The organism is Bifidobacterium catenulatum PV20-2, from assembly GCF_000800455.1.
GTDB classification, from domain to species: Bacteria; Actinomycetota; Actinomycetes; order Actinomycetales; family Bifidobacteriaceae; genus Bifidobacterium; species Bifidobacterium kashiwanohense_A.
Genome location: NZ_CP007456.1, coordinates 1,685,469 through 1,708,631 on the forward strand (window position 1 = coordinate 1,685,469; position 23,163 = coordinate 1,708,631).

19 protein-coding genes, 1 tRNA gene and 1 pseudogene are annotated in these 23,163 nt (G+C 55.8%); 10 read left to right on the forward strand and 11 right to left on the reverse strand.

Annotated features, from left to right (window positions below):
• Window positions 1-33 precede the first annotated feature (33 nt).
• Window positions 34-1,131, forward strand: coding sequence for an ABC transporter substrate-binding protein (locus AH68_RS07415; protein WP_052189187.1), 1,098 nt, complete (start codon window positions 34-36; stop codon window positions 1,129-1,131).
• Window positions 1,132-1,320: 189 nt separating this feature from the next.
• Window positions 1,321-2,565 (forward strand): nucleoside hydrolase, encoded by a 1,245-nt coding sequence (locus tag AH68_RS07420; RefSeq protein WP_039199010.1) that lies wholly within the window; start codon window positions 1,321-1,323, stop codon window positions 2,563-2,565.
• Window positions 2,566-2,623: 58 nt separating this feature from the next.
• Here the strand turns inward: AH68_RS07420 and AH68_RS07425 are convergent, their stop codons facing one another.
• The 6 genes from AH68_RS07425 to AH68_RS07450 all read right to left on the reverse strand — a co-directional run bounded on the left by AH68_RS07425 (window position 2,624) and on the right by AH68_RS07450 (window position 10,179).
• Window positions 2,624-3,415 carry an isoprenyl transferase gene (locus AH68_RS07425; protein ID WP_039199013.1) on the reverse strand — a complete coding sequence of 264 codons (792 nt, stop codon included), beginning with the start codon at window positions 3,413-3,415 and terminating at the stop codon, window positions 2,624-2,626.
• Between the two features lie 5 nt (window positions 3,416-3,420).
• A complete protein-coding gene (gene recO / locus AH68_RS07430) occupies window positions 3,421-4,149 on the reverse strand; it encodes a DNA repair protein RecO (protein ID WP_039199014.1) in 729 nt (242 codons plus the stop codon).
• Window positions 4,150-4,239: 90 nt separating this feature from the next.
• A complete protein-coding gene (locus AH68_RS07435) occupies window positions 4,240-5,952 on the reverse strand; it encodes an alpha/beta hydrolase family protein (RefSeq protein ID WP_039199015.1) in 1,713 nt (570 codons plus the stop codon).
• 108 nt (window positions 5,953-6,060) lie between these two features.
• Entirely contained in the window at window positions 6,061-7,257 is a 1,197-nt protein-coding gene (gene ispG, locus AH68_RS07440) for a flavodoxin-dependent (E)-4-hydroxy-3-methylbut-2-enyl-diphosphate synthase (protein WP_039199017.1), read from the reverse strand.
• 87 nt (window positions 7,258-7,344) lie between these two features.
• Window positions 7,345-8,523 (reverse strand): 1-deoxy-D-xylulose-5-phosphate reductoisomerase, encoded by a 1,179-nt coding sequence (gene dxr / locus AH68_RS07445; RefSeq protein WP_039199019.1) that lies wholly within the window; start codon window positions 8,521-8,523, stop codon window positions 7,345-7,347.
• A gap of 90 nt (window positions 8,524-8,613) precedes the next feature.
• Window positions 8,614-10,179, reverse strand: a complete 1,566-nt coding sequence (locus AH68_RS07450; RefSeq protein ID WP_039199021.1) for a DivIVA domain-containing protein — start codon at window positions 10,177-10,179, stop codon at window positions 8,614-8,616.
• Window positions 10,180-10,388: 209 nt separating this feature from the next.
• On the opposite strand from AH68_RS07450, the gene AH68_RS07455 reads away from it, so the two are divergent.
• Window positions 10,389-10,462: transfer RNA gene (locus AH68_RS07455), tRNA-Val, on the forward strand.
• A 264-nt stretch (window positions 10,463-10,726) separates the two neighbouring features.
• Here the strand turns inward: AH68_RS07455 and AH68_RS07460 are convergent.
• Entirely contained in the window at window positions 10,727-11,152 is a 426-nt protein-coding gene (locus AH68_RS07460) for a DUF3052 domain-containing protein (protein WP_004220767.1), read from the reverse strand.
• 97 nt (window positions 11,153-11,249) lie between these two features.
• Complete coding sequence (locus tag AH68_RS07465) at window positions 11,250-12,143, reverse strand: YlbL family protein (RefSeq protein ID WP_081995906.1); 894 nt, start codon at window positions 12,141-12,143, stop codon at window positions 11,250-11,252.
• Window positions 12,144-12,209: 66 nt separating this feature from the next.
• Between AH68_RS07465 and AH68_RS07470 the strand changes: the two genes are divergently transcribed.
• Entirely contained in the window at window positions 12,210-13,787 is a 1,578-nt protein-coding gene (locus tag AH68_RS07470; RefSeq protein ID WP_039199023.1) for a zinc-dependent metalloprotease, read from the forward strand.
• A 24-nt stretch (window positions 13,788-13,811) separates the two neighbouring features.
• On the opposite strand, the gene AH68_RS07475 is transcribed toward AH68_RS07470, so the two are convergent.
• Window positions 13,812-15,320: an ATP-dependent helicase gene (locus AH68_RS07475; RefSeq protein ID WP_039199025.1), complete on the reverse strand. Its 1,509-nt coding sequence runs from the start codon at window positions 15,318-15,320 to the stop codon at window positions 13,812-13,814.
• A gap of 206 nt (window positions 15,321-15,526) precedes the next feature.
• Here AH68_RS07475 and AH68_RS07480 point away from each other — a divergent pair, with 206 nt between their 5' ends.
• On the forward strand, window positions 15,527-17,047 hold the full coding sequence (locus AH68_RS07480; RefSeq protein ID WP_039199027.1) for a phosphotransferase: 1,521 nt from the start codon (window positions 15,527-15,529) through the stop codon (window positions 17,045-17,047).
• Between the two features lie 60 nt (window positions 17,048-17,107).
• On the forward strand, window positions 17,108-17,332 hold the full coding sequence (locus tag AH68_RS07485) for a DUF3107 domain-containing protein (protein WP_034880914.1): 225 nt from the start codon (window positions 17,108-17,110) through the stop codon (window positions 17,330-17,332).
• Between the two features lie 176 nt (window positions 17,333-17,508).
• Here the strand turns inward: AH68_RS07485 and AH68_RS07490 are convergent, their stop codons facing one another.
• Window positions 17,509-18,387: a PHP domain-containing protein gene (locus AH68_RS07490; RefSeq protein ID WP_039199031.1), complete on the reverse strand. Its 879-nt coding sequence runs from the start codon at window positions 18,385-18,387 to the stop codon at window positions 17,509-17,511.
• A 93-nt stretch (window positions 18,388-18,480) separates the two neighbouring features.
• Here AH68_RS07490 and AH68_RS07495 point away from each other — a divergent pair, with 93 nt between their 5' ends.
• Window positions 18,481-19,146, forward strand: a complete 666-nt coding sequence (locus tag AH68_RS07495) for a vitamin K epoxide reductase family protein (RefSeq protein ID WP_052189188.1) — start codon at window positions 18,481-18,483, stop codon at window positions 19,144-19,146.
• A 141-nt stretch (window positions 19,147-19,287) separates the two neighbouring features.
• On the opposite strand, the gene dapF is transcribed toward AH68_RS07495, so the two are convergent.
• Window positions 19,288-20,187 carry a diaminopimelate epimerase gene (gene dapF / locus AH68_RS07500; protein WP_039199033.1) on the reverse strand — a complete coding sequence of 300 codons (900 nt, stop codon included), beginning with the start codon at window positions 20,185-20,187 and terminating at the stop codon, window positions 19,288-19,290.
• A 66-nt stretch (window positions 20,188-20,253) separates the two neighbouring features.
• Here dapF and murI point away from each other — a divergent pair, with 66 nt between their 5' ends.
• From murI to AH68_RS07510, 3 genes and pseudogenes are all read left to right on the forward strand, one after another.
• The gene (murI, locus tag AH68_RS07505; RefSeq protein WP_039199036.1) at window positions 20,254-21,030 is read left to right on the forward strand and encodes a glutamate racemase; all 777 of its coding nucleotides are present in this window, start codon (window positions 20,254-20,256) and stop codon (window positions 21,028-21,030) included.
• Window positions 21,031-21,090: 60 nt separating this feature from the next.
• Window positions 21,091-21,267, forward strand: a pseudogene (locus AH68_RS10845) (patatin family protein); the annotation flags it as partial.
• 169 nt (window positions 21,268-21,436) lie between these two features.
• Window positions 21,437-23,086 (forward strand): peptide ABC transporter substrate-binding protein, encoded by a 1,650-nt coding sequence (locus AH68_RS07510; protein WP_395947796.1) that lies wholly within the window; start codon window positions 21,437-21,439, stop codon window positions 23,084-23,086.
• The last annotated feature ends 77 nt before the right edge of the window (window positions 23,087-23,163 follow it).

A 23,163-nucleotide genomic window follows, 5' to 3' on the forward strand; every position in this document is an offset into this window, starting at 1 on the left:
GATAGAGAAGATAGATTCAAGGGAAATCGCTTTATGAGCATCTTCAGCAGGCATGACGCCACCGCACATACTCACATCGTAGGCAAACTAATCGCGCTCTTCAGCGCAATCGCCATGCTATTCAGCGTCACCGCATGCGGGCAAAGCAACGACTCCACGAAGGCCACGACCGACGGCAACGGTCTGAAAAAAGTGACATTCATGCTCTCTTGGGCGCCCGACACCAATCATATCGGCGTGTATGTGGCAAAAAACAAGGGCTATTTCAAAGAGGCAGGTCTTGACGTTGACATCGTGGCCGTGGCACAGGCTGGTGCCGAACAGGCCGTGAACAACGGCATGGCCGACTTCGCCCTATCCAACCTCACCAATGTGGGCACATACACGCTAAAAGGCGCAAAAATCAAGCAAGTGCTGCAGGTACAGCAGAAACCAAGCGCCATCTGGTGCTCCCTTGCTTCGAACACTTCGATCAAGTCTCCGAAGGACTTCGACGGCAAGACTTTCGCCACGTTCGGCTCGAACGAATCCGACGCGGTGATCCGCCGCATGATCCAGACCGATGGCGGCAAGGGCACGTTCGACAAAGTGACGGTCGGCACATCCACGTTCCAGACGCTGTCGAGTGGCAAAGCCGATTTCGGCGGATTCTACGCCACTTGGGAAGGCGTGCAAGCAGATATGTACGGTCCGAAACTCAATTGCTTCACCGAACCCGATTACGGTGTGCCGGGCAATGCGGACACCATCGGAATCATCACCAACACCAAAACCATCTCCTCCAATCCGGATCTGGTGAGGAAGTTCACGCAGGCTGCTAAAAAGGGATACGAATACGCCTACTCGCACCCGGACGATGCCGCTGAAATCCTTGTGAAGGAAGCTCCCGACGCGAATCTCAAGCCGGCTTTCGTCAAGAAGAGCATGAAGACCATCGTGGACGGCCAGTATTGGGGCGATCCAGCCAAGATCAATGATGGCTCGTTCGTGTTCGGCACCAACGACACGAAGGGGGCACAGCGATACTTTGATTTCATCGCCGAAGAAAATGCCTACACCGACTCGCATGGCAAAGTGGTGCATACCGCTCCGCAAGCCAAGGATCTTGCCACCGACGAATTCCTGAAATAATCGGGTTTGAACGAGTAGGTTTGTAACCCGTTTAGGTGCGAATAATCGAAAATATTGGAATACGGCATCCTGCATTTTTATTTCATGCCCAACACTGCTTGCTCAGTATGGGTTGAATATGGTTTGTGGGATGCCGCACCATTATGCGTTGCATTTGGCTTCATTGCACGAGTTTGATTAAATAAAAATATGACACGACTGATTCTTGATGTGGACACCGGTATCGACGATGCACTGGCGTTGGCATATCTTGCGACGTTCGACACTGTTGACGTGCTTGGCGTGATCGGCACGTACGGCAATGTTTCCGTCGACACTGCGGTTCGCAATACTTCGTATGTGCTGGAACGGTTGGGGTTTCGGCACATTCCGGTGACACGTGGATCGTCGCATCCTTCATGGGCTCGCTGTTTCATTCCGGATGCAGGTTGCGCACAGTTTCACGGCACGGACGGATTGGGAGGATTCGGCCCGGCTTGCGATAGTTCGTCTTCGGATACTGCTTTTTCAGATATTTTTTCGGATAATTCCGGTTCCGATACTGTTTTTTCTCGCGATTACCGTAGTCTGATTTCCGTTGGCGGATATGCGTTGGATGATGTTCATGCGAATCCTGCGGTTGATTCGTTTGAATTATCGCTTACTACGGATTCGGCTTCTTCTATTCATGCTGCTGATTCTTCCGCCAACTCGGTTTCCGAAGGCGTGCAGTTCATTATTGATCAGGTTCGCGCTTATGGTTTCGACGTCACTGTAGTTGCGACCGGTCCGCTGACCGATATTGATGCTGCGATCGCGGCCGCACCGGATATTGCCGGCAAACTCAAACTGGTGATGATGGGTGGCACGTTGACGCAGGAAGGCAACTGTTGGGATCTGACTGCGGAAACGAACATCATTCAGGATCCGGAAGCCGCAGATCGCGTGTTCCATTCCGGTGCCGACATCACCATGGTCGGCCTGGACGTAACGCATCAATGCCTGATGGGTCCCGATGCGACCTGTGCTTGGCGTGAAGCAGCGAATGCTGACACACTTGGTGGTTCAGCCGGTAATTCGAATGCAGCTTTAGCTCAAAACTCGAGTCCGGACTCAAGCCCATCTGCTTCCGATGTGCGCGCATTCCTCGCTGACATGGCTGATTTCTCCATTGCCGCGAATTACAAAGCCGATGCGCGCCTGTTTTCTCAAGGCATGCCTTTGCATGATCCGCTGGCCGCAGCCGTCGCCGTGGATCCGTCACTAGTGACCTGCATTAATCTGCCAATGAAAGTCGAACTCGAAACCAGCGATTTTCACGGCACACGAGGCCGAACCATCGGCGATCCCGCCGGCCTGATCAACCTCAACTCCCCCCGCGTGCACGTAGCCCTACAAGTCGACGCAGCCCGTTTCGTCTCCGACTTCACCACCCGCATCAAGTCTCTGCAGTAATACACTGCGGGAAGAACCTCATACTCTCCCCGCAGTGAACGCGATCAATTAGTCAAAACTACTTTTTTACGCCGCCGAAACGACGGTCGCGGTGAATGTAGTGGTCGATCGAACGCCATAGCACGTCTCGACCGCAATCGGGGAACAGTTCCGGCACGAAATCAAGTTCGGCATATGCCGCTTCCCACGGCAGGAAATTCGACGTGCGCTGTTCGCCGGAAGTACGAATCACCAAATCACAATCAGGGATATCAGGATTGTACAGGTGTTCGGCAATCATTTTTTCCGTTATACGATCGCCGGAGATCTTTCCATCACGCACTTCCTTTGCGATTGCCGCGCAAGCATCCGCGATTTCGGCACGTCCGCCGTAATTCAGGCAGAACACCACGTCGATGGTCGTGTTGTTTTTGGTACGTTCCTGTGCTTTTTCCAATTCGTCGATAACGGATTTCCATAGTTTCGGACGGCGACCGGACCAGCGCACGCGCACGCCCCACGCGTTCATCTGCTCCACACGACGGTGGATGATGTCACGCGAGAAGCCCATCAGGAAGCGCACTTCCTGCGGGGAACGCTTCCAGTTCTCCGTGGAGAACGTATACAGCGACAGGTAGCGCACACCGGCTTCGATGGCACCTGCGATGGTGTCGAACACCACCGGTTCGGCAGCCTGATGCCCGTCAGTGCGAATCAGCCCACGCTGCTGCGCCCAACGACCGTTGCCGTCCATAATCACGCCGATATGGCGCGGAACCTTATTTTTTGGAAAATCAGGAATAATCGACGGGTCAGAAAATGGTGCCGCCGGAATGTCAAGGGACTTGTAATCCACGTTCTCAAAAGCCATACCCGCTAATCTAGCAAGCGCATGGAACGAATCGGACGTTCCAAATAGTATTCACCCCATTTTTCCACCATTTGACGGGTTTTCGGAAGCAACGCCGTGCCGTCCAGCTCTCCCCAATCGCCGTCTACAAGCGCTTGCAACTGGCAGATCGCATTCCACGAAACGTCAAACGATTCACGAATATGATCGGTCGAACACATCAGGCCACCTGCGGAAATCGAGAAGAACCATGGACGATCAGCAGAAATCGGATCCCTGCACACCACGCAGGCACGCAAACGCGGCGTCCAACCAGCAATCGCAAGGGCACGCATCACGTAGGAATCGCCAATCGCAGCAGCCTCATGCGCATGCTTGGAAAGGGCATTCAATGCTCCCAACACCAGCCGATACTGTGCCACGGAACGCTCATGCTCCGTCACTACCAGCTTGTCAGCGGTTTCGCAAATCACATTCGCTGCGGCATACGCCTTGAAATCGGCGCAGATGTCTCTCGCATACGCCGAGACCGACTCGGCTTGGGAAATCACATCAAGCGAACGCCCTTCCGCAATAAGCAACGAGACACGCATGAAAGGCTCTAAACGCCCTCCGAAACGCGATTTGGTTCGACGCACACCTTTGGCGACGGCACGGATTTTGCCATGGTCGCGTGTCAGCAAAGTGACAATACGATCAGCTTCGCCAAGTTTGACGGTGCGCAAGACCACGCCCTCGTCCTGATACAACGGCATTCACACACCTCCTTCGCCTTGCCTCGTTGTCCCAATTGAACTATCTATACTTTCCGCACGTTCTCGCGCCAGCCGCACTCTCCTGCGATATCAGTAAATAAACAATCCCCAGAACGCGAACACCAACAGCACATACAGCATGGTGACCGCCGTGATCCAAAACATCACACGTCCGAATCGCGTCGACGCGAGCACCGGCTGTCGGCCACTCACAATCGCGCCTATAGCCCCTTTACGTGGTGGCCATTGTGCAAGGCCACGATTCGTCGCCTCCTCGATAAGACGCATGAACACGCGGGACCATGCCCACACCACAACAACGCACACCATTTGAATAACCGGCCAACTCCAATACATCATGCCCGGGTCCTCGGCGGGAGCGCCACCCCACGCTAGCTTGACCACGCCCATAACCACTTCGCCCAATCCTGCACCAAACAGCACAAAAGTGACCATGGTGGCAACGGCAAGCGTAATCAACGCGTTTTTGAACACAGGTCTCAGCCCCAACACATATCGGCGTCGATGTGCACGCGCCCAAATCTTTCGTACGAGCACAATCAGCCACAGCACGCCGATCACCAGTAGCAACAGCACCATGCTGGCATGCAACACCACCAGATAGATGGTCAGCCCACTATTCGCCCGCAATTCCAACGGAACCGCGATCGACTGGTACAGGTTGGTGCCGGCCACACGTTCGCTGGTCTGCTCCAGTCCTTGCGTGGTACCGACGGCCCAACTGATCACATCATCCACGTAAGCGTCGGCGAACGGAGTGCCGCTGTTGGATTCGTCGCCGAGTCGGAGCACATGGTTGGCGATCGGATATGTGCGTACGGTCACGTCCCAATTGCCCGCCTTATGCGCCATATCAATGATTTTCTCCGTGCCTTCCACCTGCGCGGTCATCACATCTTTGGTGCCGTACGCCACAAGCGTGGGAATGGAATAGGCTTGGGGATTCAACGTGTCGAGGTCGAGATTGGTCAGGCCGAACAATTCCGCATCGATGTTGAACGCGCGGCGCACAATGGACTGGTATCCATCATGCGCTCCGACCAGCGCGAAATCCTGCGCCGCAAGGAATCCCAACGAATATCGTGGCGAATACACCATTGGGCTCAACAGCACTTGGAACGCCACATCAGGATCTTGCCCCAGCAGATACGAGGAAATCCAGGTGCTTTCGGAAGTCGCGTAAATGCCAACATTCGAAGCGTCAACGTTGTCGAGATCACGCAACATGCTGATGACCTGATCGTAGATGGCCGCGGAGCCGGGATAGTCACGGGTCGCATCGTTGGTGGACCACACCGGCTTGTCAAGCACAGCCGTCACGAAACCCGCGGATGAGAGCGCAAACGCCATGTCTCCGAAGGAGTTATCGCATGTGCCATAGCCTGCTCCATGCATGAACACCACGCCAGGCCGATTATTCCCTGCGCCTTTCGGCTCACGGATCAGCACTTTGATATGTTGGATTTCACCGGTTGAAGGTTGTTTGGCGTCGATGGTGACATATCTTTGCGTCACTTCGTAATCGCCTTGTTTGGCAAGGGATTTGCCCGAAGGATTGTCGAAGGTCACGGAGGTGTCGGACGTCAACGTTTCGATGGTTTGCCCGGTCGGCTCGTAATTCCATGATGATGCCGTCAGATTGGAGACCGATACCAGAATGCCCAACAATATGATGAAAATGGGCAGGCTGACCATCAGTCGTTTGCTTCTCGTCCACTGACTGGATTGAATTTCCCCGCTGGACATGGCTGACTGACGTTCCTGATCTGACACGCCGTTCATTGTACCGGCCCCAGCTGAAATGACAATCAACAGTCAGCGAAAATCAACAGGCGGCCGATCACAATCTGTGATCGACCGCCTGTAACCAACGAATCAGCACTCAACGAATCAGCAATTGCCCTGTGCCACCGGCACCACTACAGGGCCGGTGGCATTGATTGGCACCTGCCCGTCCGCTTCCATCTGTGCGGCAATTTCCTGCGCTTTGGCCAGCAACGTTTCCACAATCTGATCTTCAGGAACGGTCTGAATAACCTTGCCCTTGATGAAAATCTGCCCCTTGCCGTTGCCGGATGCCACACCCAGATCGGCTTCGCGTGCCTCACCTGGACCGTTCACGATACAACCCATCACGGCCACACGAATCGGCGCGGTCACGTCCTTCAATCCTTCGGTCACGGCATTGGCCAGCTGAATCACGTCAACCTGGGAACGGCCGCAGCTCGGGCAGGAGATAATATCAAACTTACGCGGGCGCAATCCCATGTATTCCAGCAGTTTGCAGCCAACTTTCACTTCTTCGACGGGCGGTGCGGACAGTGAAACACGAATCGTATCTCCAATACCTTCAGCCAGCAGCGCACCGAATGCAAGACAGCTTTTGATCGTACCCTGCCATGCGGGACCCGCCTCGGTAACGCCGAGATGCAGCGGCCAATCGCCTTTGGACGCGAGCAGACGGTACGTCTCCACCATGGTGATCACATCATGATGTTTGACGGAAATCTTGAAATCGTGGAAGCCGACGTCTTCAAACATGCGCGCCTCCTTCATGGCGGACGCAACCAACGCTTCCGGTGTCGGACCACCATATTTCGCATACAGTTCCTTATCGAGCGAGCCCGCGTTCACGCCGATGCGCAACGAAATGCCCGCATCAGTGGCGGCCTTGCAGATGGAGGGACCAACCTCATCGAATTTGCGAATATTGCCCGGATTCACGCGTACCGCGGCACAACCCGCATCGATAGCCTGAAACACGTATTTGCTTTGAAAATGAATATCGGCGATTACCGGAATCGGCGATCTCTTCACGATTTCCGGCAGTGCGTCAGCATCATCCTGACTTGGCACGGCCACGCGCACGATGTCGCATCCGGCTGCGGTCAGTTCGGCGATCTGTTGCAATGTTGCGGGCACATTAGCGGTCAGCGTGTTGGTCATGGATTGCACCGAAATTGGCGCTCCCCCACCTACCGGCACCGGTCCGACCATGATGCGGTGGGACTTGCGGCGCGGATGCAATGGGCTTTCGCTGATGGCTGCCTCACCGGTTTTACGGAACGGCTTTTCGATTTCTGGCATACGTCAAATCCTTGCAATAACAAGGCTCCCAACACAGGGAGCCTTGTGTCACTCACGTTTCGTCTGTTTGTCTTGTTTCGTTTTCCGTTACTTGTTTATCAGGTTGTCGGCACGATGGCGAGCTTCCAGCTCGAGTTGGCTCATTTCCTCCACGGAAGCGAACAGCGGATTGCCACGCAGCTCCGCGTCCATTTCGTCCAACACTTCCCTGACGGTATCGACGATGCCGAGATATGGCAGACGATGTTCGAGGAAGGCATGGACGGCCTGCTCGTTGGCAGCGTTCAACACGGCTGTATGCTTTTCGGAAGCTTCCAGGCAGTGTCGAGCCAAGCTCACCGCGGGGAACGCCTCATCGTCGAGCGGTTCGAACGTCCAAGTCGCGGCTTTTGTCCAATCACATGCCGCCGCGATATTGCCAAGTCGTTCCGGCGCGGACAGTCCAAGCGCGATTGGAAGGCGCATGTCAGGCGGCGAAGCCTGAGCAATGGTGGCACCATCGCGGAATTCCACCATGGAGTGCACGATAGACTGCGGATGCACGGTCACGTCAATGCGGCTCGGAGGCATGTCGAATAGACGACTCGCCTCAATGACTTCAAGTCCCTTGTTCATCAGTGTGGACGAGTTGATGGTCACCACCGGACCCATATTCCAAGTGGGGTGGTTCAACGCCTGTTCCGGTGTGATATCGGTCATCTGTTCGCGTTTCCAACCACGGAATGGCCCGCCCGAAGCGGTGACGACCAGCTTCGACACTTCACCATGTGTGCCTGAACGCAACGACTGCCAGATGGCGGAATGTTCGGAATCGACCGGATTGATCTGCTGGGCACGCACTTGCGCGTCGAACAGCAAATGCCCCCCTGCCACTACGGATTCCTTGTTGGCGAGAGCCAGCTGCGATCCTGCCTGCAGTGCCGCGATGGAAGGTTCAAGTCCGATGGATCCGGTGATGCCGTTCAATACCACGTCGGCTCCGGACCCGGCCATGGCAACCACAGCTTCCGGTCCGGCTGTGATTTCCACATTGTCTGCGCCAGCTTGCTTTAGTGCCTCACGTAGTGCTTTTGCCGCGCTTTCTTTGAAAACAGCGACTGTTGAGACGTGGAATTGTGCTGCCTGTTGGGCCAGAAGTTCCACGTGGGAGCCGCCTGCGGCAAGTCCGACCACGTTGAAGCGGTCGAGATGGCGGGAGATGACGTCAAGGCCTTGAGTGCCGATGGATCCGGTGGATCCGAGAATGACTACGGTTGAGGTTTGCATGGGTTATGCGTGTGCTCCGTATTGTTTTTGTTTGCTCGTGTGAACGTGAAAACAGGCTGACGGTTACGCCAGCCTGTTCAATGCGATTGCCTATTCAAAAGAAGGGAACGACAGGTCGGGAATATCGACATCCAGATTGCTGTTGGGCGCTTCGAACATCGGATTGATTACCGGCTTGGTTTCGTTCTTCTTCTCTTCCTCTGCCGGTTTCGCCGGTTCAACGGAAGTTGCCGTTGTCGAGTGACCTGCGGAGGTTGCTGGTTCCGGCGTGAAGGAGGGCGGGACGGTCGGCAAGGTTCCGAGATTGATCGAGTCGGTATTGACCTGCGGAAGGTTCGGCGTCGACAGGCTCGGCATGCGCGGGGTGAACGTGTCTTCGACCGGATCGGGAGCGTCGATGTTCTGGGCCATCTGCGCCAAGGCAGCCAACGAAGAATCGGGAGCGATGTTGATGCCGTGAGACTCTTCTGGCTGATGCGCGACCGGAGTGTCTGGAATCACAGGAGCCGCAGGAGCGGCCGGAGCATCATAGCTCGGCTCGCCATCATCAGAAAGCGGATTGAACGCTTCGGTTTCCGTTCCTACGGAAGATGGCTCCTCGGCAACCGTATTGGACGCTTTGAACAGGTGTGCCAACGACTGTTCCGGAGCCGCTGGAGCAACCGGAGCAGCCTGAGGTTCCGACGTTACAGGAGCTGCCGGAGTTACCGGAGCCGGCGGGGTGCTGATGGTTGGCTGGAACACGGGCGGAACCACAGGAGCATGCGTCGGCGCAGCGGCTTGAGCGACCGGAATGCTCACCGGGGACGTCGCAGGCGTGGTGAAAATCTCACGTTCCGCCTTATTCAAAGCGTCGAAGGAGTCAGTGCTGTTTTGAACCTGAGCGGGCTGCGCAATAGGTTCTGCGGAAACTGCTGGAACGGCGAATAGCGGCGAGACCACCTGCGTCTCTTGGGATGCCAGACTGGTTGCGGACGGATTTACTGCGGCCATCGCGCTTTCGGAGGGCTCACCCACGAAGTCAGCCACACGAGCATAGGATTCGAGTCTGGTCAGCAGCTGCACGCATTCGTTCAGGTAATAATCCACCTGACGCTCGTCATAGCCACGCTTGCCCTTGCGCTGGGTGAAGATCACATTCGCCACGGTCTGGGAGTTCAGATCGACGAGTTTCTTGGCATCGTCTCCCGACACTTCCTCCACGCCGAGCTCGCCAGCGGCCTTCGTCAGGCACTGATCAACGATGCGATCCACTTGCTTACGGTCATAGCTCGGGTCCTTGCCTTCTCCTGGCTTGAAACGTTCGCCGTGCTCACGTTTGGAGTGGGCATCAAGCTGACTGAACAGGGTTTCGGTCTGTGCCTTCCACGCCACGCGGCCATGCTGCGAGATCTCCCATGTGGTCTGCTTGTCTACCACAGCACGCTCCAGCCGGGCAAGGGCCGCGTCCACCTGGGCAATCACATAGCCGCCCTTGACCAAATCGAAAGAAACATTTTGAATATCATGCTGGGTGAGTTGCGCTCCCTCACCTTCGTATAGCATGTGCGCACGCTCAAGAAAAGCGTCCACCTGTTCGGAATCGTACCCCCACTTGCGCTTCGAAGTACGAGCGATCCCCGATGCGTTCCTCTCGGATTCAGGTTCTTGCGCCATTGGCTATCGACCTCCTACTGCACTACTCAACGCAACTACTTTACGTGATTGATTCGACGCTCGCCTCTTTCGCGTAGAAAAATCAGTGAATCGACACTCAAATCGCACCGTTTTTCCCACGCATTCACCATGGGATGAACCCCTTATCTGGCAACGCGACACACGTTGAGGCTGTCGCCGGCAACGAATACTGTACAGTAGAGTTTTGCGGGCGATTAGCTCAGTTGGTTAGAGCGCCACCTTTACACGGTGGATGTCAGGGGTTCGAGTCCCTTATCGCCCACCTTTTGTTTCCGCGGAGAATAAGCCGTTCCGGTTCTTCTGACATTTCCAGTTATCTCGCGCGCATGTCAGCAAAGTCATGACTTTTGTCAATGTTTCGTCAAAGCCTCCGTCAACGCTTGCCGATTCAATATGGACAATTTCATGGAAACATCTTCTTCGACCGCTTCCGCAAGCAAAAAAGGCTTGGAATCGTGTGATTCCAAGCCTTTATATGAGCGCCCGACCTTGGCCATACGTGCCGAGGCGGGCAAAACGAATACGATCAGCGGCCTTTACCGAATGCGCGCAGACGGATGCCGTTCCAGTCACCGCTGACGGTCAGCGGCGTGGCTGCATTCATGCCGGCGGTCTTCGCGGCGGACTGCACGGTGCTTGAACTTGCCGCGCCCGGGCGCCCCGGCTTCGGGGTAAGCACCCACAATGGACCATCGTCTCCAAGGACCGCATACGCATCGACAATGGTGTCAGACAGTTCGTCTTCGTCATCGCCGTCGCGCCACCAAATAATCACGCCATCAACGGCGGAATCATAGTCCTCGTCGACCAGCTCTTCACCGGTCAGCTCCTCGATCTTGGCGCGGATCGAGTCGTCCACATCATCGTCCCACAGCCATTCCTGTACCAGGTCGCCGGCGTGGAAACCGAATTCTTCAGCGTTATCAGATGCCGTTTGATTCACGTTCGTCAATATACCAACACTGCTCGAACATATACATTACGAACCGCGGAATTGCTCACTTTGCGAGATTGTTTTTTCTTATATCTCGGAATGCGTCAAGAATGCGTCACTCTTTCGCGGAGCATTGCGGCAGGGATGCACCCTTGCCGTCTCGGATGGCAATCAGCGCATCGTACGCCTCCTGCAAAGTGGACACCTTCACCACGTTCAAACCTTCCGGAATATGATCCACAACGCTGGAACAATTGGATTCCGGGGCGAGGAACCAAGTTGCTCCGTCGCGTTTCGCTCCGAGCATCTTCAAACGAATGCCTCCGATTGCACCGACTTCACCTTTGTCGTTCATCGTGCCCGTTCCCGCGATGATCTTACCCCCGGAAAGTTTTTCACCGGTCACCTTGTCGATCAGACCAAGCGTGTACATCATGCCCGCCGACGGCCCGCCGATGTCGTCCACATGCATGGACACCTTCATGCCGGACACGTCATAACCGTGCTCTTCCAGGAACTTTTTCGCCGCTGCGGTGGCGGAATCCTGCGATGACGTCATCTCCTTGTCGCTGGACTGCTTGTATTCCTCTGCGGTCTGCCCGACAGGAACCACCGCCTCCTGAGGCATCACTGTGGATTTCGAATCGGCCCACGCCACCAATGCCTGCGCGTTTGACACCGGGTACCCTGGCACACCTGAAGCGTTGACCGTAACCAACAGCAGTTGGCCTGAATCCTTATACGTTTTCACACCGGAAACGGCGATGACCTGCTTGCCGGAAACCTCCCCGAGCACATTCTGCGTTGGACCGGGCACCTGCACCACATACGCGCTGGGCATAATCAACACCAATACGCACAGTACCGCCACCACCGGCCCTGCAAGATAACGCCATGAACGCGCGGACAGCCAACCTTCCGCGTTTATCAGCCATCGTTTGACACGTCCCAGAGCGCAGTTACGTGTGTTTTTGCCGTAAAATCGTCGTGTTTCCTTCATCTTGGGCATACCTCCCATAGCATAGTATGGAACCAACCAAACTTGAAAAAACGCTTAGGAAAAGGCAGGGCCGGCATGGACGAGAACGCGATCCGCCAATGGTTTATCGATTGTTTCGGACCAATTCAAGGCGAGATGGCATGGAACCAGTTTTCCAACATGCCGGAGGAGTTGCGCGACCAGCTAATGAGTCAGGATGTAAGCAAGCTTCCCAAACCGGCTGAGGTCAGGTCGATGATGCAGGCGTTCACCGCGGGCGGGCTCAACACTTTCGGGGACATCCAGCATATTACCGAAGAAGGTCCAATCAACGTCAAATTGGCAAAATCATTGGCATTGCAGCAGGCCAATGGCGAGGGATCTGAAACCAGCGTGAGCGCGGAATACGCAGAGATGGCTCGCCGTGCCATCAGCGAGGCGAATCTGTGGCTCGATACCGCCTGCGAGTTCAATCCCGCACAGGGCGAGACGCAGGTGCTCACCCGCGCTGGATGGGTGGAAGGCTGCATTGATTCCTGGGCGCAGTTCGCGTCTCCCATAGCCGAGTCGATGAGCGACGCGCTGGCTTCGATTTTGTCTCAGCGCTTTGGAGATTCGGAGTTTCATACAGAAGTTTCCGGCATTTTCGCTGGTCCGGTGCAGATTCCGATTCCTGATGATATGAAGGATCCGGCAAAGCTGATGCGTTTCGTCGGCAACACGTCGTTTGCCATGCAGCTGGGACGCGCCGCCGGCGATCTGTCGCATGAGGTGCGCGGCAGTTTCGACCAAGGTATTTCACTGCTGAAGAATCCGGCTGGCGGCCTGATTGTACAGAACGTCGTCGAATACGCCAAATCCTTGGAAATCGACGTGACTGAAGTGATGAGCTATCTTGCATTGCAGGAGCTCGCCCATTCGCGCCTGTATGCTTCCGTGCCGTGGCTGATGCCACGCTTCGAGGCTCTGTTGGGCAAATATGCCCGTGGCACCAGCATCGATTTGGACGCCATGGAGGAGCAGATTCGCGATGCGCAGTCCGTCGACCCGGATTCCATGGCCGACGCGGTGAACATCACCAAGGTGGCGTTCCCCGACACGCCTGAACAACAGCAGGCCATGAAATCGCTGGAGAATCTGCTCGCCTTGGTCGAGGGCTGGGTAGACACCGTAGTGTGGCGCGCCGGCATGGCCCATATTCCGCATATCGAACAGCTTCGTGAGATGCTCCGCCGCGAGCGCGCCATCGGAGGCCCTGCGGAACGCACCTTCGAAAGCCTGATCGGCTTGCAATTGCGCCCGAAGCGCATGCGTGAAGCGGCCGCATTGTGGGATAACATCTGCGCTACGGAAGGTGCGCAGGCACGAGACGTGAAATGGTCGCATCCCGATCTGTTGCCGCAACTACCGAATGATGACGATGGCAACGCCTCACAATCGCAGAACAACGGATCGTCGGAAAATACGGAAAATACGACGTTCGCCGCTTCCAACGCAACCGGCACGGCACCACAGCCCCTTGGCGATGCCGATGGCATGACCATCGATTGGGATGCCGAACTCAGCAAGCTGCTTGACGAGGAAGAGCACAAGGGCGGCGAATCCGATACCAATGGCGGCGGCTCTGACGATTCCGCAGAATCCGGCAGCAACAACGAAACTGACGCCGAGTAATCGCGCTTCTTCCGTTAAGAAGTATCAGAGGAAGAAGCGTGACACCCGTCGTGCCCTTTCGCCCTCATTGCCTTCACGGGTGCGCGCATATGAAACGTCAAGCGTGTCCTCGGCGCGCGTCACAGCCACATACATGAGTCTGCGCTCCTCTTCAAGCACGTCGCCCTCTTGCGGTGCCCCATACGGTATGAGCCCTTCCGAACAGCCGATAAGGAATACGTGTTTGAATTCCAGACCCTTGGATGCGTGGATGGTGGAAATGGTCACACCGCTCAGATCCGCACCGACACCCAATGCTTCCAACATGGCCAATCTGGTTTGCGCATCGTCGGAAAGCGCGGAATTCTGCCATCCGCTATCCCTGCGCACGCGGTATCTCAGATGCTGTTCACCCAATGCCTTGCACAGGATTTTCTGCTGTGCGTTGACTCTGGTGAGAATCGCGCAATCGGCCGGCGACTCCCCCGCATCCACCAATTTGCGAATACGTGCCGCTACGCCTTGTGCCTCTTCCCAATCACTGCCGTATATGGTTTCCGTAACCCTTCGCCCTTTGCTCCTTTCAGAGCTGAGCTTCAGATAATCGGCCCGTTGCGGCGATGCCGCAAGCACACGATTGGCATAGTTGACGATTTGCGGCGTGGAACGGTAGTCGTTGTTGAGGTTGATGTCTGCGGTGAGCGGACCGAATTCCGAAGCGAAATTGAGCAGACTGTAACTGCTTGCACCCGCGAACGAGTAAATGGTTTGTGCGGGATCTCCTACCACGCAGATATTGCGGTTTGAGCCGAGCCATCGGGTGAGCAAGCGGTGTTGCAATGGCGAAACGTCCTGATATTCGTCGACGGTGAGCCATGCGATATTGGAGCGGATGGCTGAGGCTACGTCTTCATCGCTTTCCATCAAATGGCATACGATCAGCAGAATATCGTCGAAATCGATTTCATTGCGATTTGTTTTTTCAGCTTCATACGCTTTGTATACGTCTACGAATTGGCTTGGTTCAAGACCTGAAGGCGGCTGACGATGCATTGCCGCGCAAACGCGCGCGTAATCTTCCGGCGCGATCAGTGAGATTTTGCACCAGTTGATTTCCGCCTGCAGGTTGCGTATGGTGTCGTCATCCACCTGGAAGGTGGTGACGCGGCGCAGCGAACGCTCCACCAGCTCCCGCGGATTTCGGCAGATGAACGGCATCGGTCCTTCGCACACGTCCGGCCAAACCTGGCGAAGCTGGTGGAGAGCCGCGGAATGGAAGGTCGCGGCTTTGACGTCAGCTGCGACATCAAGCTTCGACAGTCGGCTGCGCATTTCCGCCGCCGCCTTGACGGAGAACGTGACCGCCATCGTGCTTCGTGGATTCCATGCTTTGGTGGCGCACGCATAAGCGATTCTGCGGGTTACGGTCCGCGTTTTGCCCGCGCCCGCGCCCGCGATGATGCGCACCGGACCGTCCACTGCCGTTGCGGCAGCCCGTTGTGCGTCATCTAACCCGTCGAGAATCTCTTCCACTGTTGCACTCATGTGTTCCATTGTGGCAGATTGCCGTCATCGGCGCAGGCGTTTGCTGAGATGTCATTGCATGTCTTGCCTGACGCACCCAATATGCCCGCCATGATGGCGCAATATGATGTATCGTCGATTTACTGGTGGTTTGCCGGCAATTTTACGGGCAAGTCGGCGTCACTTCGCCCCTATTGTGTATTAAGGTTGGAATTGTGACCGAACGAAGTAAATTTATGATGGCTGCCCTGACCAGCGCGACAATGCCCAATGCCGCCATTGCCGGCGCGCGCACCAGCGAACAGACCAACCCGACCGACGAAGGGTATGGAATCGACCATGCCGTGGTTCAGGATGCAGCAGGCAAACTGTATGACGTGTTCGCATCCAACACGCCTGAAGGTCGTAAACGTCTTGCCGGTCGCGTGCGTGCTGCGCAGACGCTCGCGCAAGCCCGCGAATTAGGCGGATTGGGTTTTGCCGTCGATCACATAGTGGCTTTTTCCAACGGCGATTTGAAGCATTCCGCCACTGGAGACACATCCGTGCTCGTCGCCACCCATCATGTGGGGCAGGCACGGCCGTTGGAGCTGCTGACTCTGGACGATTGCTCCAGCGTAGGCACCGCTTTAGGGGCGATTCATCGCCTTCGCCCCGACTTCCTGCAGGAAGCGGGCTATCCGACGTTTGCCACCGGCCAGATTCGCGCACAGCTGACCGCTTGGATCAAACGGTTGTGCCAAGCCGGGCATGTTCCGCAGGAGATCACCACCAGTTGGGCGAATATTCTTGAGACCGACGGACTATGGTCGTTCTCCACTTGCCCGGTGCATGGCGGATTGCGTGACGGCGATTTGCTGTTCTCCGATTCGTCCATCACCGCGGTCACAAATTGGCAGGACATGCAGGTAAACGATCCTGCCCGCGATTTGGCTTGGATTTTCGCCAAACTTGATGAGAATCACCGTAACGCTCTGCTTTCCGCATATGGTCGCATGTTGGGCAACCGCCTGGATGATCTGATTATGCTGCGCGCCAATCTGTGGCTGCAGATGGAACAGGTAGGCGATTTCATTTCCGCTTTGAACAAGGCAGACAACGCCAAGATTATGCAATTCAAGGCGCAGGTGGAACGTTTGGCGCATCAGTTGGGTGTTGCCACGGCGAAGAATCGCACACAAACCAAACCGAAGCAGGAGTCCAAGGATCGACCCCAGCGCCCGCCGAGCACAATCACCGTAGGCACGTTACTGAACGAATCGGAGCGTCGCCGTAACGCGGCCGCACAGCAGAATGATTCCGACACGACCGGCGAACGTCATATCGACGCTGTGGATATGGATGATTCCACTGGAGATTTCGACGTTACCGGTTCCCAGCCGGTCCGCAAGACGAAGGAAATCGTCAACGACGCGACGGAAGCGTTCGTACCGGCAGGAACCCAGCAATCACAAGCAGCATCCGGCAATACAAACGCACGTGAGGCGACCTCAGTCAGTACTTTCATTCCGGAACGTTCCGCAAAAGAACGGCACGAATCCATGCCGTCAAGTTCCACCATGGTAATCAGCAGGCTGGAAACGGCCGACGACAACGACGATACGAACGAGGAATCGATTCCCGCATCGCACAGTGAGGCCGCGACAGTACTCATTCCACTGTTGGAGCGAGATGAGGCGACCATGCAGAAAGCGCAGGCGCAGATCAATCAGTGGGAGGCGGAAGACGCCACCGATGAGAAGCTACGCGTAAAATAGGCGCACATAACCCGTACATACACGTGCGCATGCATTGCGCATTATCACAAAGGAGCATCCATGGATATTGAACTCGGCATTCAGAATGTGGCCCGCACCGTCACCTTCAGCACCGAACAGAGCGCCGATGAGGTCAATGCGGCCATCGCCGACGCCGTGGAGAACGGCAAGACCATCAATCTGACGGACGACAAGGGTCGTCGCATCGTGGTGCCGGCAGGATCGCTCGGCTACGCCATCATCGGTTCCGAGACCAAGCACGCCGTCGGTTTCGGCAACCTCTGATCCGTTCGCATCACCAGATTTCAGCTTTGAACTGAAACACACGTTTTCGACGTAACAAGAAAAGCCAGACGTTCGCGCCTGGCTTTTCCATTTTGAGCGATCAACTCGTTCCTGGTTTCATATCTCAATTACGCATCGATGATTACGTTTCGGTTTTTTATTTTCGCCTTCGACGATTATTTGCTCAAGCGGACGCCTCGATTGATGATTTCCTGAACCGTTTCGTCGCTGGTGAGGTTCTCCCCCAGCGCATTCGGCTTGCCTTTACCGTGCCAATCGGATCCGCCGGTCACCAGCAGGTCGTGCCGGCGCGCAATGGCGAGCAGACGCTCACGCTGTTCTGGCGGATTGCCGCGATGCCACACTTCCAAACCGTCCAAACCTTCGGTAATGAGAGATTCGATTTGCCGGTCGGTCAGTAATGTCCGATTGCGTCGGGGGTCTCCGGCGTGGGCGATAACCACCACCCCGCCCGCACCTTTGACTGCGGCCACCACATCATGCGTGGTCGGTGATGGCGTGGGAATGTAATATTTCGACGTTGCGCTCACCGCATCGGCGAAAGCGTCGGATCGTGTTTCATACACGCCGGCAGCCACCAACGCGTCGGCGATATGCGGCCGGCCTATCGTAGTGCGATTGCCTTCACGCACCTGCGCGAGCACATCATCCCACGTAATCGGAAAATCCTGTGCCATCAGTTCCACCATACGTTTGGTGCGCCGCAATCTGGCCTCGCGGGTGGACGCGAACATCTCGCTGATATCGGCGTTCAGCGGATCATATTGAAACGCGAGCATATGCACGGATACGTTCTCATCGACGGCAGTGATTTCCGTACCGCGTAACAACGGCAATCCGATCTGTCGCGAAGCAGCCAACGCATCCTGCCAACCGGAGGTCGTGTCATGGTCGGCAATCGCAACACCATGCAATCGTAATGATTGTGCCTCTTTCAGCAACGTACGCGGCGTTTCCGTACCGTCGGAAAAAACGGTATGGCAGTGAATGTCCCAACCTTCAGCGGGCGGTGCCGCAGTGCCTACGCGAATCATGTATCCATCGTAAGCTGTTCTTCGTCGCAACGCGGCACAATACCGCGTAAACTAAACGATGACAACGTTTGTATTTTGATTCAAGGATGCATGATGAGTGATTTTCCCGGCGAACTGGTTGTCGAAGCCACTCTCGACGATGATTACACGAAGCCGCGCGGCTGGCGTCACAGCGCCACTTGGACGTATCTGATCATGCTGGTCGCTTCGGCGGTCGCGCTGGTCGTATCGTTCGTGCTTTCCGCCGAGACACTGAAATTGGCGCGCAATCCCGGTCAGAAGCTCAGCTGTGATGTGAATGCCGTGATGTCGTGTTCCACGGTTGCGGAATCGTGGCAGGCTGAGATTGTGAAGTTCGCCGGTTTGAGTTTCCCGAATGCATTCTTCGGTATCGCCGCGGAATCAGTGTTTGTAACGATTGCGGTGATTGGATTGATGAAGGTTGCCGTGCCTCGCTGGTTTGCGTTGTGCACATGGCTGGGCGGACTGGCCGCGCTGGCTTATTCGTATTGGCTGACCTCACAGTCGTTGTTTGTGATCAACGCGCTATGCCCGTGGTGCCTGTGTCTGATGTTCTCCACTACCGTGCAGTTCATGGCGTTGTCTCATGCCACGACGGTGGTTCAGGGGATTCCGGCCAAAGGTGCGGGCGTACGCACTTACTACCGTCTTAATTACGATCTAATGGTCGATGCCGTATGGATTGTGGCATTGATCGTGATCATTCTCGTCAAGGATGGCCCGATGCTGTTCAGCTGACGTCAGCCAACAATCTACGCAATATCAAATATTTGCCTGAATACAAGAGAAGCCGACTGGAAACAGCCGGCTTCTCTTGTATTTATTTGCGGATTTCGGTTTCTCATATGAGATTCGCGCGAAAACCGTCTTACAGCAGTCTTACAGCAGTTCGATTTTGCCGACGATGGTGGCCGATCCGGTGAGTTTCACATCATCGTCGGTCACGTCGACGCGCAAGATGCCGCCACGTACGGTGATCGTCCAATGGTCGATACCTGTTTTGGCGCACAGGGTGATGGCGGTGGCGCACAGGCCCGTACCGCACGACAGCGTTTCGCCGCAGCCGCGCTCGTTGACGCGCATGGTGGCGCTGCCCTCGTTGTCGCCTTCGCTTTGTTCGTCGATACGCACGAATTCAACGTTCTGGTCGCTTTCGATCTGGGGCGAGACGACCGGCTTGGTCACCAGATCAAGCTGTTCCACGGTCGGCAGGCTGGAGAACGCGTCTTCGATGACGGCGACCACATGCGGATTGCCCATGTCCACGAACGTGCCTCGCGCGGAACCCTTGGTTCCCGGAATCGTTACCTCGTAGAAGTCGAGGTCACCACGCTTCCACGCGCCCATTTCCACCTGGAACACGTCGTTGCCGAGGCCGGGCACATTGCCGAGCGACGTCAGCACTTTCACGCCGGCGCGCGTGCCAAGGCGGAATGGTTTGCCACCCGGCTGGTCGGCGATACCCTGACGTTGCGCGAACAGGGTGATGGCTCGTGTGCCGTTGCCGCACATTTCGGCCAATGATCCGTCGGCGTTACGGTAATCCATGAACCATTGCGCGTCCCCGGCAGCGCATTCGTCCACTTGGGCATCATTCAGGTCGGAAACGTATTTCGGGTGGGCGAGACGAATCAGTCCGTCGCCGCCAATGCCGAAATGACGCTCGCACAGCATTCGCACTTCGTCGGCGGTCGGCTCATACGCTCCTTCGGGGTCAACATACACCACGAAATCGTTGCCTGTGGCGTGCGCTTTGTAAACAATGTTCGGAATGCTCATACCAATTCACTCTACACGCGGTAGGCTATTGGAGGCAGGCTAAGTCTGGCAATCGCAGGAGGAATCATGACTTCAACGGCACCAATCGGCGTATTCGACTCCGGTTTGGGAGGTATTTCCGTGGTCCGTGAGATCCGCCATAACATGCCGAATGAGCGTGTGCTCTATTTCGGCGACTCCGCAAACGCCCCATATGGCACGAAATCTCCGGAACAGGTGCGCGACCTGTCGAACACCATCGTGGAGCGTTTCGTGAAACAAGGTGTGAAAGCGGTGGTGATCGCCTGCAATACCGCAACTTCCGCAGCAGCCAACGAACTGCGCGACCGCTACGACATTCCAATCATCGGCATGGAACCGGCATTGAAAGTGGCATGCGACCGTGGTGAGGGCCATCGTCAGCGCGTGATCGTGGCCGCCACTCCCCTTACGTTGCGCGAGAAGAAATTCGCCGTGTTGATGGACCGGTTCAAAGCCGATCATACGATTTTTCCGGAACCATGCCCCGGTTTGGTGGAGATCGTCGAACATGGCCTGCTTGACGATCATGACACGGTGATGCGCACGTTGCATGAGTATTTCGACCAGTATGATTTGTCGACGATTGATTCGGTAGTGCTTGGCTGCACGCATTTCGTGTTCTATCGTGACTATTTCCGCGAATTGCTGCCGAGTTCAGCTGCGATCATCGACGGTAACGCCGGTACCGTGCGCCATCTTGGCGTGGTGCTCGAATCGTTGGGCAAACTTGCGCCGGACCATGCCGACGGCGGTATTGAACTTGCGAATTCAGACACTTGCGAACGAATTGCACGGTTAGCGCAGTCGCTGCTCGATCGCTGATCGGCGAATGAGCGCAAATGTCCTCAATACGCGCGTAGAGTCAAGAAAACAGCAGCTTCAGAGAACGATGAAGTGGTGTTGGCCAAGGAATACGAGAAAGACGGCCGCGTGCTTATTCTCGCACCGGAAAGCCTGTATGGTTTAAGCACGTTGAGCAAGTCGTTCGAAGGTTTGGAACGCATGTACCGCGCGGGCCATGCGGCGGCCGAGGCCATTCCCTCATTCCTGGAAAGCTGAGGATGGCGTCCGCACACGCATTGGATGCGGACACGCCGTATTCATCGCCTGCGAGCTGTTCGTTTCCAAATTGAGACGTAACACGAAAATTTTATAAAACTCCTATATTGTGTCCTACTGTTTTTCGCCGACATAATCGGCGGAAATGCCGACATTAAAGGAGAATGAAATGAAGAACAACGCGTTCCGTCGACTGCTGGCCATGGCCGCAGCGGGCGCCATGCTGACGTCGATCGCCGCATGCGGCTCGTCGTCCAGCGATGACACAGCCTCCAACGGCTCCGATAGCACCTCGCTGATTTCAGTGAACAACAGCGAACCGCAGAACGGCCTAATTCCAAGCGACACCAACGAAATGGGCGGCGGCAAAGTTATTCGATACCTGTTCGAAGGTCTGGTGAGCTTTGACGCAAAGGGCAAGCAACATCTCGAAGTCGCCGAGAGTATCACCCCGAACGAGGATGCCACCACGTACACAATCAAGTTGAAGAAAGGCTGGAAGTTCACCAACGGCGAGGCAGTAACCGCCCATTCCTTCGCCGACACCTGGAGTTTCGCCGCCAATGTGAAGAACGCGCAGAAAACCGCAAGCCGATTCTCCACCATCAAGGGCTATGACGAGCTGCAGGATCCGAACGTCGATCCGAAGGCCACGCTTTCCGGTCTTTCCACCCCGGACGACTACACGCTGGTCGTCGAGCTGAACAAGCCTGATTCCGTATTCCCGACCAAGCTCGCGCACCAATCCATGTTCCCGCTGCCAAGCGTGGCGTTTAAGGACATCAAGAAGTTCGGTCAGGCTCCGATTGGCAATGGTCCGTACAAGTTCAAGTCCTGGTCCCACGACAAGAACATCATCGTCGTACCAAACAAGGATTATAAGGGCAGCCGCAAGGTGTCCAACAAAGGCATCGAATACCGCGTCTACACGAATGAGGATTCCGCTTACTCCGACGTGCTGTCCGGCAACCTCGACGTGATGGATCAGATTCCACAGTCTGCGGTGAAGACCTTCCGTCAGGATTCCAGCGTGATCGCCTACAGCCAGGCAGGATCCTCGTTCCAGTCCTTCATCATTCCGGAACGTCTTGAGCATTTCGGCAACGACGAAGAAGGCCAGTTGCGTCGTCAGGCCATTTCCATGGCCATCGACCGCGACCAGATCGTCAAGAAGGTTTACAACAACACGAAGACCCCTGCCACCGATTTCACTTCACCGCTCGTCCCCGAATATGTGAAGAAACTGGAACAGAACGGCAGCAACCTGAAATACAACGCTTCCAAGGCCAAGGAACTCTGGAAGAAAGCCAATGCCATCAAGCCATGGTCCGGCAACTTCCGAATCGCCTATAACGCCGATGGCGGCCATAAGGAATGGGTCGATGCCGTGTGCAACCAGATCAAGAACACACTCGACATCGACGCCGCTGGCGAGCCGTACGCCACGTTCAGCGACGTGCGTAACCAGGTGACCAACCGCACCATCAAAACCGCGTTCCGTGCCGGCTGGATGCTGGATTACCCGTCCGCTGAAGATTATCTCAATCCGCTATATGCCTCCAGCTCCGCTGACGGTCATGGTTCGAACGATGGTGATTACAAGAGCGCGGAATTCGACGAGCTCCTGAACGCCACACTTGCCCAGACCGACGTAAAGAAGCGAACCGAGGACTTCACCAAGGCTCAGGAAGTGCTGGCCAAGGATCTTCCGGTGATTCCGCTGTGGAACGACAACGTCGCCGCCGTGTCCGCGACGAACGTGAAGAACGTGTCGTTCGATTACACCAATCTACCTACCTACAACACCATCACTAAGTGATGTTTCTGGACGGCGAACGAATGATTCGCCGTCCAGAAAGGGAGCTAAAGCACAGCGGGGTTCGAATCCTTCATGGA

What these genes read in the sequence shown, in the direction of transcription:
- AH68_RS07415 (WP_052189187.1), top strand. Translation starts at nt 34, where the DNA reads ATGAGCATCTTCAGCAGGCATGACGCCACCGCACATACTCACATCGTA.
- AH68_RS07420 (WP_039199010.1), top strand. Translation starts at nt 1,321, where the DNA reads ATGACACGACTGATTCTTGATGTGGACACCGGTATCGACGATGCACTG.
- AH68_RS07425 (WP_039199013.1), bottom strand. Translation starts at nt 3,415, where the DNA reads ATGGCTTTTGAGAACGTGGATTACAAGTCCCTTGACATTCCGGCGGCA.
- recO (WP_039199014.1), bottom strand. Translation starts at nt 4,149, where the DNA reads ATGCCGTTGTATCAGGACGAGGGCGTGGTCTTGCGCACCGTCAAACTT.
- AH68_RS07435 (WP_039199015.1), bottom strand. Translation starts at nt 5,952, where the DNA reads ATGAACGGCGTGTCAGATCAGGAACGTCAGTCAGCCATGTCCAGCGGG.
- ispG (WP_039199017.1), bottom strand. Translation starts at nt 7,257, where the DNA reads ATGCCAGAAATCGAAAAGCCGTTCCGTAAAACCGGTGAGGCAGCCATC.
- dxr (WP_039199019.1), bottom strand. Translation starts at nt 8,523, where the DNA reads ATGCAAACCTCAACCGTAGTCATTCTCGGATCCACCGGATCCATCGGC.
- AH68_RS07450 (WP_039199021.1), bottom strand. Translation starts at nt 10,179, where the DNA reads ATGGCGCAAGAACCTGAATCCGAGAGGAACGCATCGGGGATCGCTCGT.
- AH68_RS07465 (WP_081995906.1), bottom strand. Translation starts at nt 12,143, where the DNA reads ATGCCCAAGATGAAGGAAACACGACGATTTTACGGCAAAAACACACGT.
- AH68_RS07470 (WP_039199023.1), top strand. Translation starts at nt 12,210, where the DNA reads ATGGACGAGAACGCGATCCGCCAATGGTTTATCGATTGTTTCGGACCA.
- AH68_RS07475 (WP_039199025.1), bottom strand. Translation starts at nt 15,320, where the DNA reads ATGGAACACATGAGTGCAACAGTGGAAGAGATTCTCGACGGGTTAGAT.
- AH68_RS07480 (WP_039199027.1), top strand. Translation starts at nt 15,527, where the DNA reads ATGATGGCTGCCCTGACCAGCGCGACAATGCCCAATGCCGCCATTGCC.
- AH68_RS07485 (WP_034880914.1), top strand. Translation starts at nt 17,108, where the DNA reads ATGGATATTGAACTCGGCATTCAGAATGTGGCCCGCACCGTCACCTTC.
- AH68_RS07490 (WP_039199031.1), bottom strand. Translation starts at nt 18,387, where the DNA reads ATGATTCGCGTAGGCACTGCGGCACCGCCCGCTGAAGGTTGGGACATT.
- AH68_RS07495 (WP_052189188.1), top strand. Translation starts at nt 18,481, where the DNA reads ATGAGTGATTTTCCCGGCGAACTGGTTGTCGAAGCCACTCTCGACGAT.
- dapF (WP_039199033.1), bottom strand. Translation starts at nt 20,187, where the DNA reads ATGAGCATTCCGAACATTGTTTACAAAGCGCACGCCACAGGCAACGAT.
- murI (WP_039199036.1), top strand. Translation starts at nt 20,254, where the DNA reads ATGACTTCAACGGCACCAATCGGCGTATTCGACTCCGGTTTGGGAGGT.
- AH68_RS07510 (WP_395947796.1), top strand. Translation starts at nt 21,437, where the DNA reads ATGAAGAACAACGCGTTCCGTCGACTGCTGGCCATGGCCGCAGCGGGC.